This window comes from Halobacterium salinarum DSM 3754, from assembly GCF_008124605.1.
GTDB lineage: Archaea > Halobacteriota > Halobacteria > Halobacteriales > Halobacteriaceae > Halobacterium > Halobacterium salinarum.
In genome coordinates this window covers 1-9,832 of record NZ_VRYN01000020.1, presented here as the reverse complement: position 1 = coordinate 9,832, position 9,832 = coordinate 1, and the positions used below count along the sequence as shown (strand labels likewise).

At 55.2% G+C, this 9,832-nt stretch carries 11 protein-coding genes; 4 read left to right on the top strand and 7 right to left on the bottom strand.

Going from position 1 to position 9,832, the window contains the following annotated elements; translation table 11 throughout:
* The first annotated feature begins 55 nt into the window (after positions 1-55).
* Both APQ99_RS12070 and APQ99_RS12065 read left to right on the top strand, forming a co-directional pair.
* Positions 56-1,048 (top strand): IS5-like element ISNpe16 family transposase, encoded by a 993-nt coding sequence (locus tag APQ99_RS12070; RefSeq protein ID WP_015298782.1) that lies wholly within the window; start codon positions 56-58, stop codon positions 1,046-1,048.
* Positions 1,049-1,879: 831 nt separating this feature from the next.
* Positions 1,880-3,109, top strand: a complete 1,230-nt coding sequence (locus tag APQ99_RS12065; protein WP_136361162.1) for a Cdc6/Cdc18 family protein — start codon at positions 1,880-1,882, stop codon at positions 3,107-3,109.
* A 290-nt stretch (positions 3,110-3,399) separates the two neighbouring features.
* Here the strand turns inward: APQ99_RS12065 and APQ99_RS12060 are convergent, their stop codons facing one another.
* Positions 3,400-3,723, bottom strand: a complete 324-nt coding sequence (locus APQ99_RS12060; RefSeq protein ID WP_136361161.1) for a hypothetical protein — start codon at positions 3,721-3,723, stop codon at positions 3,400-3,402.
* Positions 3,724-3,860: 137 nt separating this feature from the next.
* On the opposite strand from APQ99_RS12060, the gene APQ99_RS12055 reads away from it, so the two are divergent.
* The gene (locus APQ99_RS12055; RefSeq protein WP_136361160.1) at positions 3,861-4,784 is read left to right on the top strand and encodes a MarR family transcriptional regulator; all 924 of its coding nucleotides are present in this window, start codon (positions 3,861-3,863) and stop codon (positions 4,782-4,784) included.
* 37 nt (positions 4,785-4,821) lie between these two features.
* Here the strand turns inward: APQ99_RS12055 and APQ99_RS12050 are convergent, their stop codons facing one another.
* On the bottom strand, positions 4,822-5,256 hold the full coding sequence (locus APQ99_RS12050) for a PIN domain-containing protein (RefSeq protein WP_136361159.1): 435 nt from the start codon (positions 5,254-5,256) through the stop codon (positions 4,822-4,824).
* Positions 5,257-5,508, bottom strand: coding sequence for an AbrB/MazE/SpoVT family DNA-binding domain-containing protein (locus APQ99_RS12045; RefSeq protein ID WP_010904200.1), 252 nt, complete (start codon positions 5,506-5,508; stop codon positions 5,257-5,259).
* A 162-nt stretch (positions 5,509-5,670) separates the two neighbouring features.
* Here APQ99_RS12045 and APQ99_RS12040 point away from each other — a divergent pair, with 162 nt between their 5' ends.
* Positions 5,671-7,035 carry a restriction endonuclease gene (locus tag APQ99_RS12040; protein ID WP_136361158.1) on the top strand — a complete coding sequence of 455 codons (1,365 nt, stop codon included), beginning with the start codon at positions 5,671-5,673 and terminating at the stop codon, positions 7,033-7,035.
* A gap of 13 nt (positions 7,036-7,048) precedes the next feature.
* Here the strand turns inward: APQ99_RS12040 and APQ99_RS12035 are convergent, their stop codons facing one another.
* The 4 genes from APQ99_RS12035 to APQ99_RS12710 all read right to left on the bottom strand — a co-directional run bounded on the left by APQ99_RS12035 (position 7,049) and on the right by APQ99_RS12710 (position 9,760).
* Positions 7,049-7,621, bottom strand: a complete 573-nt coding sequence (locus tag APQ99_RS12035; RefSeq protein WP_136361157.1) for a hypothetical protein — start codon at positions 7,619-7,621, stop codon at positions 7,049-7,051.
* A 61-nt stretch (positions 7,622-7,682) separates the two neighbouring features.
* The gene (locus APQ99_RS12030) at positions 7,683-8,903 is read right to left on the bottom strand and encodes a homing endonuclease associated repeat-containing protein (protein WP_136361156.1); all 1,221 of its coding nucleotides are present in this window, start codon (positions 8,901-8,903) and stop codon (positions 7,683-7,685) included.
* A 135-nt stretch (positions 8,904-9,038) separates the two neighbouring features.
* A complete protein-coding gene (locus APQ99_RS12025; RefSeq protein ID WP_136361155.1) occupies positions 9,039-9,434 on the bottom strand; it encodes a DUF7567 family protein in 396 nt (131 codons plus the stop codon).
* Positions 9,435-9,586: 152 nt separating this feature from the next.
* A complete protein-coding gene (locus APQ99_RS12710) occupies positions 9,587-9,760 on the bottom strand; it encodes a hypothetical protein (protein ID WP_168731177.1) in 174 nt (57 codons plus the stop codon).
* Between the last annotated feature and the right edge of the window lie 72 nt (positions 9,761-9,832).

Genomic DNA, 9,832 nt, shown 5'->3' with positions numbered 1-9,832 from the left:
GAGGGTGTCATAGAACCGTTCTCATACCAGAGAGCAGGGTGAACGCTGAGGTGGTATGAGCCCAGCGACCCTGCAAGATAATCCTACGGTAGAGACGTTCTTCAATGCCGTGGAGACGGAGACGCTAGCGCTGTTCGAGCATCTCTCCTTCGAGTTTCTCGAAGAATTCGACGTGTTCGCCCCGGCGGAGACGGGGCGAACACGAGACCACGAACCACCCGAGATGATGCGTGGGTTTCTGCACTGCTACTACAAGGATATCTACGGCATTCGTCCGGTTGCGCGAGAACTGAACAACACAGTCGTCTGGCTCAGCTGTGGCTTCGATCGACCGCCGTCGAGAGACGCGGTCGATCGTTTCCTCACCGATCTCGAACACGTCATCGACGAGATTTTCGACCACCTCGTCGAGCAGGCCGCCTTGCGGGGCCTGCTCGACTTGACCTACTCGATTGATTCGACAGACGTGAGAACGATGCCAGCCGATCAAGACGCGTCGAAATGCTACGATCCAACGGCTGAAGAGTACTACTACGGCTACGGCTGCACGATCGTTTCGACTGGTTCAAAGATCCCGATTGCAGCGGAATTCACCGAGAGCAAACAAGCGCCAGAAGAGACGGCGATGCGCGTCACGCGTGACGCGCTCGCCGTCGACACTCCGATCTGGATGCTTGGAGACAGCGCCTATGACACACTCGATTGGCACGACTACCTGCTGACCGCAGGAGTCGTGCCAATCGCCCCGTACAACGCACGCAATACCGACGATCCACTGGACATAGAGTACAGGGTCGAAGACCGTATCAAAGAACACAGCAAGGACGTGAAGTTGAAGCAATCGACGTTAGATGAGACGTACAACCGCCGGACAGGCGTCGAACGAACTAACGACGCAGTCAAGGACTGCGGCCTCGGGCACGTCCACGCCCGAGGCCGCGTCCATGCACGAGCACAAGTGTTCCTGTCGTTGTGTCTGCGTCTCGTTATTGCGATCACCAACTACGAACGAGGAGATAATCCGGGAAGCACGATCATCACGGTGTGACAAGAGTTCTATGACACCCTCTATGTCCGGTAGTTCGTGCTGAATCCCAATAAGAACTCGGCGGCTGATACGGATTATTTGCTTTAGAGGATCGGCCTGCCACAGTAGCGCGGTTCGATAACAGTCTCGAGTTTCATTACACGGACACACACACCCCGGGTGTCGAGTGTAAATCGATACGTCGGTAGGCTACTCCTCAGCGATCTTTAGAACAGTAGGTGTTGTTAGATGCGATTTTTCCAGAGAAGAAGCTCTCAAATCCTGATTTATAGTAGTTTTACTACTACTATCTATATACTATTTATATATTTTATTATATAGGCAAACACAGATGTGAGATTAGATAGTACAATCGATTTTAGGCTAGTATAGGTCCTAATAGAATTTCATTTATAAGCAATCACAGAGACACAGGACCAAAGCCTTTCTAGGAGTTGTGTGAAGTCTAGTAATCGTCTTCTTCGGCTGCTAACAGTAGATTACCCCGTGTAAACTTCCATTTTGTACGCTGAAGCGGCTGGTCAGTAGACTCGACACAGCTACCGTGTTCAATTTACACTCGACACCCGGGGTGTGTGTGTGTCTTTGAGCACATACGTTTCTCGAGGATCGGAGTATCGAGAAGTGCCGGTGTTACACTCGACACTTGGAGATGCACTCTATCGATCTTCTTCGTGAATTACATTCTCCTATTCTATTTCCTTGGACACTCTTACCGGCGTATTTCAGCATTTACACTCGACAGGTGGTGTGTGGCCGAGACATAGTTTTATATACTCCACCGACCGTCGTGTGTATTATGAGGCGGATGCTTGGAGGTCGACTACTCAGATGAGTAATGAGGATCAGAGTTCTCTCGACTCAATTTGGGAAAGCGAGGATCCGGTCTTTGCAGATAAAGAGCTCCTAGATATCGAACATATCCCAGATGAAGAACGGATTATTGGCCGTGAGGATGAAATATCCAACCTCGCCAATAGTATTCATCCCGCAATTAGAGGTGGAAAGCCTAGAAACACGTTGATCTACGGGAAAACAGGGACTGGAAAAAGTCTCGTGGCTAAACACGTTACTCAAAGTGCCGAAAATTTTGCTCACGAGCAGGGTACGAGACTCGATCGCGCATATATCGATTGTACTCAAGCAACGACGGAGACACAGGTCGTTATCAAACTTGCTCGAACATTCAACCGATCAGATGAAACGGATATCTCCGTACCACTTTCTGGGTTATCGACGAATGCATACTACGATCGTCTTTGGCAGGTCCTCGACACTCTCCACGACGTCGTCATCATCATTCTTGATGAGGTCGACAAACTCCAAGAAAACAACGTGCTAATGCAACTCTCCCGTGCTGGGGAAGCTGGAAAGATTGACTCATGTAAGGTAGGGATCCTCGCGATCAGCAACAAAATCTCATTTAAAGATTCCTTGGATGAACGAGTCTTAAGCAGTCTCCAAGAACGTGAGTTTATTTTCCCACCCTACGACGCAAATCAACTTCGCGAAATTATGCGCCACCGTCAGGACGCATTTCGTGAAGGTGCTCTCACCGATGATGTGATTCCCCTTGCGGCTGCATTCGCTGCACAGGAGCACGGTGACGCTCGAAAGGCACTAGATATTCTTCGAAATGCAGGCGAGCTTGCGAAAGACGATGATAGTGACGTTGTACGGGAAGAACATGTCCGAAATGCACGGGAGAAAGCTGATATCGATCGTTTCTCTAAGCTGCTTCAAGACCAGCCAACACAATCAAAAGCTGCAGTGTATGCCCTCTCATTGATTGCTGATGGAAGTAAACAGGAAGAATTCCCTACCCGTGAAATCTATGAACGATATGAGCGACTCTCTGAATCACTAGATATTGACCCTCTCTCACAACGGCGAATGTCTGATCGGTTGAACGAACAGGTTTTTCTCGATATTCTAGGTGTCACAGATCGAGTTGGTCGTGGTCGTGGGAAGGGAATGACTAATTTCTACTACCTACTAGAAGAGCCTGAAGTCGTGCAAAGTGCTATTGAATCTGATCAGCGGTTCTCCATTGACGGTTGACACCCTCCCCGCGCTGAATCGTGAGGTTATCTCCTCGATTCTCCATAATTTTACACTCGACAGTCGGGGTGTCCCACTCTACCTCTCGGAGTGACGCACTCCCCGAATTTGTATATGGTGTCAATAGGGCCTGATAACCTACTTTATGGTCATTTACACTCGACACCAGGGGTGATATGGAGTTTCTGTTCTGACGGTGATCGTTCACTCGGACACCACACTCATGATCAGGGGTATGCCTCCCGATACGTCGGAAACGTGGGGTGGGTATCTTCCGATTTCGGAGCGAGCTACTTGTCCGGGTTGACTGGCCCTTTGTACTTCGATTTCACCTTGTCTCCTTCCCGCCACTGCCAGTAGTAGTAGCGATTGTCGTTGATCGCTTTGATCGTGATCGTCGCTTTGGCAGGAACGTCATCCGGGAAATCGTCTGGTCGCTCTTCGACCGCTTCTTGATCTGCCGACTCCTCAAGACGGGCCTCTCGTTCCTTATGCTCGGCGAGCGCTTCAGCGTACGTTGCAACGTCTCGGAGCTGCTCCGACTCCGACTCGTTGAGTGTGTTGACGATCTCTGTTGGGAGGTCTGCCGGTGGGGTCGGGGGTTCGTAGGACATCGGCTACTCTCGTGTTAACCAACACGGCTCACGAGTCCATAGTTTTGTTGGTTAAGACGATAGGGACGGTTCTGGCGATTCTGCCTGTAACACTACTCGAAACTTCTATATAAACAAATTACGTACTATGTTACACCGTGCTCCGGCGCATCGAACTCAAGGTCCTCGCTACGGTCGACCGCGGCGACACGATCTCCGAGCTCGCGGCGAAGCTCGACCACAGCGAGAGCTACCTCTCTCGTGCCGTCGGCGACCTCGTCGAGAAAGGGCTCGTCTACACGGAACACGACGGGCGGCGAAAACGAGTCATCCCGTCGGATGCTCGCGCCGTCGAGCTCTATCAGGACCTCGTTCGCCAGCACTCTCACATTGACTTCCCCGAGCTACTGACCGGCAAGGCACTCGAGGTGCTGTACTACCTCGATCAGCCGCGAACCGTCTCCGAGATTGCCAACCGGAGCGATAACTATCGCAACACCGTTAACCGCGTCCTCAAACGGTTTCGCGACCGTGGGCTCGTCGGAACTGTCGACGGCCACTACGAGTTCAACGCCGACTTCGACTGCCTCCACGAGTTCGCCCGTGAACTCACACATCATCGACATCGTCAACGCCTCGAAGCCGTTGCCCCGAAGGGCACGATTCTCTGGGAGGACTACGACGAATTCCTTGCTCAGACCGAGACGGAGATCGACGTAGAGGGGTTCCACGAAACCGGCCTCGCTCGATTCGCGGTCTATGACCTCCTGTTCCTACTCACCGGCCACCGCTACTACGTCTACTCCGAGGAACTCGACGCAATCTCGACGGCAGCACTCTGCTGTCACACGCTGGTGATCGACGGCGGCAGCCGTTACCGCTCGTACTGTCTCCTCCTGCTCAGCCACGTCGACGTCGACGAGGCGGACCTTCGAGAGCAGGCGGCGAAGTATGGCCTCGAAGACGAAATCGACGTCTTGCTCTGCTACCTCGAGACGCACGGCGAGGTTGTTGACGAGCGGCTCCCGGAGTGGGACGAGTTTCAGAAGCTGGCGGTTGAGTACGAGGTCCGACTATCCTGAGACCGAACGTCGTCGCCAGCCGTGGTGCCAGCCGGCGTCAGTTTGGGTCATAGGGATTCGTTGCTGTATCGAGTCGATAGACATCCTCGACAGCGTCAAAATCGTCGTCAAACGCATATAGATAGCCGAGCCCCTCGGTTTGCATATACGCGACAATGCAGGCGTCGACGAAGGAGAGCGGTTCCTGTTGGCGGAAGAGGGCCTTCCCTGTCGCGATGGCGTTGGTGGTGAGTGAGTCGATGTGGAAGCGGGCGTTTTCTTCCATGCGATCGAGGAGGTCGACGGCTGCGTCGTGGCCGGCGTGGGTCGTGAGGCCGTTGAGCGTTTCCGCGAGTACGTAGTCGAGGACGACAGCTTCCGGGAGCGTTCCATCATCGATGCCCTGGAGCACGGGAAGCGCGGCATCGTGGGATCCATCCCGCCGGTATGCGGCGGCAAAGAGAACTGTCGTATCGATCAGTGCACGAGGCATTTACTCGACGTCGACGCCCCAGGCGTCATGATCGCTCGTGACATCGGTCGACTCCTCACCAGCGTAGCCGTCAAAATCGGCGAACGTGCCCGTTTGCTGTTGGATCACGTGGACCCGGATGCTCCCGTCGTCTTCGAGATGCCAACGGAGCTGATCGCCATCATCGATATCAAGTTCACGCCGAATCCGGGAGGGGATGTTTGCCTGATTTCCAGATACCTTGCTTTCGGCGTCGATTCTGTCGCTGCTCATATTTCCCGGTAGGTGGCCAGCCGTGAAATATCTAGTGTGCCGCCACACTACTCAGTACTACAAGAGAAATCTCTCAGAAGAGGGCGCCGATCGAACCCAGGGATCTGAGATAAGTTCGGAAACGTATTTCCCAATTGGAACTTACTATCCTCTTAATTCCAGATGGCTGTACTGGACGACCTCTCGGGATTCGAGTTCGAGGATGTGATGGAGGACGTCTTCCGCACCCTCGGTTACGAGAACGTCCGGCAGGCTGAGAAGACAGCCGACGAAGGTCGCGATGTCATTATGGAAGAGGTCGTCGACGGCACCCGGCGTGCGATCGTCGTCGAGTGTAAGCACACGGGGACAGTCGGGCGACCGGTCGTCCAGAAACTCCACTCCGCCATTGCGACGTTCGATTTTGACGGTCCAAAGCGGGGTATGGTTGTCACAACAGGGCGGTTCACGAGTCCCGCCCAGGAGTACGCCGACCGCCTCCAGCAGAACAACGACCCGCACCCAATCGAGTTGCTCGACGGCGAGGACCTCCGGGAGATTGCCGACGAGATTGGCCTCGACCTCTATAACGGTCGCATCGAGATTCTCTGCGATGAAACGCTACGTCCCTACGACCCGGCAACAGATCTCGATGCACCCATTCAAGAGGCATTTCATGACATCGAAAACATCGAAGCTGCCGATCTTCCGACACCGCATTCGGCTGTGACGTTCCGCCCGGTGGTCGCGGTTACTGCCGACACGAACGCTGTCTTCGAGACGTCGGTTGGCGTCATTCACCGAATCAACGACCAGACCCGATTTGTTGCCCACGCTGAACGCGGGCAGCCACAGGTCGTTGATGAGAACGTCGCGACGTTGGTCACCGAGAACCTCCACGCCACGGTCGTGCTGGACTCAGAACAGCTTGGGGAGATATTCGACGAAGTCGAGGAGCGCCGGTTCGGCCAGACGCAAACGGGGTACAAAGAGTGGACCGTCGAGCGTCTTCAGCAGCATCACACGACGACAGTGACCTACACTGGCGACAACAACGTCACCTACAACAAGACGTGTGAGCCGAACCGCTCGGACATCTCCATCCAGTCGATCGAACCAGTGTACCTCCCGGAAGCTCGGCACACCACCGACATCCAGGAGTACACCTACCTCTATGAGTACTACGCGGCAGGCCCGTCACGAGTAACAGCCGAGGACGGCATCCACCGCTGCGTCCACTGTGACACGAGCGGCGTCGACGAGACGTACACCTACTGTTCGAACTGCGGGGCAATCGCCTGCTCCAGCCACATCAAAACGGAGCGGCTGGAAGGCGAGCCGGTCTGTACGGGGTGTGCGGTGACGGAACGGTTCGCGCTGAAGACGAAGTACTTCTACGACGAGGAGAATCTCGAAGCGTTCCGCGAGGAGTACGCCGCGATGCCGCTTCACGAGAAGGCGATGGAGAACAAGTGGCTGGCCGGGGGAAGCGTTGTCGCGACGCTGCTGGTCGTCGTCGGACTACTCGTCATCGGCGGCATCATCTGAGCGGGCTGAGCGTTCACGCCGGCTCGGCGACGATCTCTTCGAGCGCGTGCTCAAGCGGGCCGTGGAACTGCCAGCTGGCCCGCTCGAAGGCTTCCTCGGTCGGACCATCCCAGCGCGGGAAGGCGGAGTGACCGCTCACCTTGACGGTCCACTCGGAGGGGTCGTCGAACGGGTTTCGGGTCGGAAGTTCGACGACGTAGAGGTACTCTTCGTCGCCGTGAATCCCGTCGGCCGGATTCTCGACACCGTGTCCGAGCAGGAACATCGGCTGGTCGAGGTGCTCCATATTGTCCGGCTCGAGGAGATCCGCTGGCTGCGCTGCGTCGATTGTTCGTTCTGGATCACCATCCAGATACAGGTCGATTGTCGAGAGCTTGTCGAGGAACATGAACGACGCTGCCGTGTACCCCGGTCCTCGCTCGGCGCGGGTCGAGTCGAGAAGTTCCTTCAACTGCGCAAGATCGCGAAGCACACTCTCCGGGTAGCCGTCCGAATGTCGGTACACTTGCGCGACGCGGTCGTTATCGGTTGGTTTGCCGTCCTGGTCCACTCGTTCGACGAATCTGAGTTGACTCCGTGTCGACATCGATCATCGCCGGCACGTGTGCGCCGGCACCCCTCACCGGCGCAAAAACAACTCGCTCCGTTCACTCGGGCGGTGGAAGTGGTTGAATCGGGAGCTGTTCGAGTTGTCTGTGACAACCCGCGCAGACCGTCAGTAAATTCTGCTGTACGTCGGCGTCTTCGAGTTCTTGATCGGAAGCTTCGGCGAACTCTGACCGCGGGATTCGATGATGGACGTGGAGATCCATCCCGTATTCGTCCTGATGCCGTTCGCGAGCCATCCCACACCAAACGCACTGTTCATTGTCCCGGTGGATGACCTCTTCGCGCTTGCTGTGCCAATTCTCGCCGAACCGTTGCGTGGGGCGGAGGGTCTTTCGCAGGAGGTACTCCTCCAGTACTTGTTGATCAGTCGCTCGGAGTGCTGCTTCCCACGATGAGAAGATTCGAAGGATTGGAACAGGCGTACAGGACCCATGTTTCCGAACGTCTGTTGTCGTTGGTGGGCGCCCCAATCGCTTGTAGAGGGTCCGTAGCTCCTTACAGGCTTCCTCCTCGGTGACGGGATTCGGTTGGTTTAGCGAGGCTCCAACCGATTGAAGCGCAGCATTCCACGACCCAAATCTCCGCCTGTAGGGTTCGGGGCTGTATTCCCCATGCTCGATCATATCCCGCTTGCGAGGGGTTCGATCCAATTCATCAATCAGGCGTTCGAGTTCCGTCTGAAGTTCGGATCGGGACAGCGCATCCGGCTGGTTTGGGCCATATCCCGCGGCCTCCAGCGCCTCGTTCCAGCTACCGAACTCCGATAGGTACACCCAGCTACTGAACGTCCCTTCCTCATCCATTTCGGCAGCGGTCGGCGACGAACCAAGTCGGCTTCCGAGACGCCGTAACTCGGCAAGGAGGTCGTCACGGTCTACTTTCCACTGCTTTGTAGGCTGATGATCCGCTTTCCGCAGAGCGTCGTTCCAGCTGCCGAATCGATTCTGATACGTCGTTACGCTGTACTTCCCGTGCTGTTCCATATCTCGCTGGCGCGGTGTCCGATCCAGGTTTTCGGCTAGTCGGTCAAGTTCCTCCAGTAACTCTCGGTCTTCGATATTCGCTGTGCTACAGTGCCTCGGTTCCAGCCCTGCTTCCTCTACTGCGTCGTTCCAGCTCCCGAACCGGTCTTGATATGTTGATCTCGAATAGGAGCTCAATTCGTCTATTTCACGGAGTGAGGGCGGCCGACCGAGTTGATCCGCTATGGATTGTAGTTCCTCAATGAGTTTCTCAGCAGGAATACGACTCGGACTCATGTTCTCACTGGCGGCGTCGCCAATCGCGGACGGGTTCACCCATCTTGGTATATGAAATTCAGGACCCGAACTGGCTCGCCGGCACCCCTCACCGGCGCAGAAACAACATCACGAGTTGGCGATATTCGAACTTCGCTATGCGAGATGCGCCACCTCGTTTGGTTCCTCGACGTCGTCGAATTCGCCGCGCTCGACAGGTTCCCAATCCTCACCTGGCTCCGGACTCCACCAGTCGACCTCGTAGGCGCCCGGTGCGCCGAAGATCTTCACGCGCGCCGACCCATCAGGCAGGTCGCGGCGCAGTTTTTCGTCGACGTGGAGGTTCCAGGTCGTGGTTGAATCGAAGCAGGCGAGCACGGCCTCCTCGTAGCCGCGTGTCTCTCGGGATTCCTGGAGTTCGACCTGTGTGTTGCAGTGCTTGCAGAACACCCCCTCGAACGGGATGTGGCTGAACACCTCGTGTCCACAGACTGGACACCAGAGGAACTCGAACAGTGCTTCGCTGTGACGGTCGATAACTTCCAGACTCATCTGTGAATCTGGCCCGATTGAGACGGGCCACCCATCCCGGCCCAGAAATAAACGCCACCGCTAGGGTGTCATAGAACGATTCACAAGGGTTAGTTTCAGGCCATATGTATCGAATCACCCGCTAAGTGGGATTGCGGATTGAGCGAATTCGCCTACTCAGTATCCATGAATACACCAATAGTTCCGAGGAATCCGGACGCGAAAACCGTGAGCCCGACAACTGGATTGAAGTAGTGAGCAATAGCGAGACCAAGTAAACTGACCTGTGTACCCAAAATCATCATCTGCGTCCCGAGACGGTTGATATCGGCATCAGACTTCGGCACAGAAAAACAATAAAAAGGAGCCATGTTAAATATTGATAGAGCGTCAGTCTGTACTTAGCGATTCAACGAGAG

Bases quoted from the DNA above. Each gene is read 5' to 3' on its own strand.
- APQ99_RS12050 (WP_136361159.1), bottom strand. From the start codon at position 5,256: ATGCCTCGTGCACTGATCGATACGACAGTTCTCTTTGCCGCCGCATAC.
- APQ99_RS12045 (WP_010904200.1), bottom strand. From the start codon at position 5,508: ATGAGCAGCGACAGAATCGACGCCGAAAGCAAGGTATCTGGAAATCAG.
- APQ99_RS12030 (WP_136361156.1), bottom strand. From the start codon at position 8,903: ATGAGTCCGAGTCGTATTCCTGCTGAGAAACTCATTGAGGAACTACAA.
- APQ99_RS12035 (WP_136361157.1), bottom strand. From the start codon at position 7,621: ATGTCGACACGGAGTCAACTCAGATTCGTCGAACGAGTGGACCAGGAC.
- APQ99_RS12065 (WP_136361162.1), top strand. From the start codon at position 1,880: ATGAGTAATGAGGATCAGAGTTCTCTCGACTCAATTTGGGAAAGCGAG.
- APQ99_RS12060 (WP_136361161.1), bottom strand. From the start codon at position 3,723: ATGTCCTACGAACCCCCGACCCCACCGGCAGACCTCCCAACAGAGATC.
- APQ99_RS12070 (WP_015298782.1), top strand. From the start codon at position 56: ATGAGCCCAGCGACCCTGCAAGATAATCCTACGGTAGAGACGTTCTTC.
- APQ99_RS12025 (WP_136361155.1), bottom strand. From the start codon at position 9,434: ATGAGTCTGGAAGTTATCGACCGTCACAGCGAAGCACTGTTCGAGTTC.
- APQ99_RS12040 (WP_136361158.1), top strand. From the start codon at position 5,671: ATGGCTGTACTGGACGACCTCTCGGGATTCGAGTTCGAGGATGTGATG.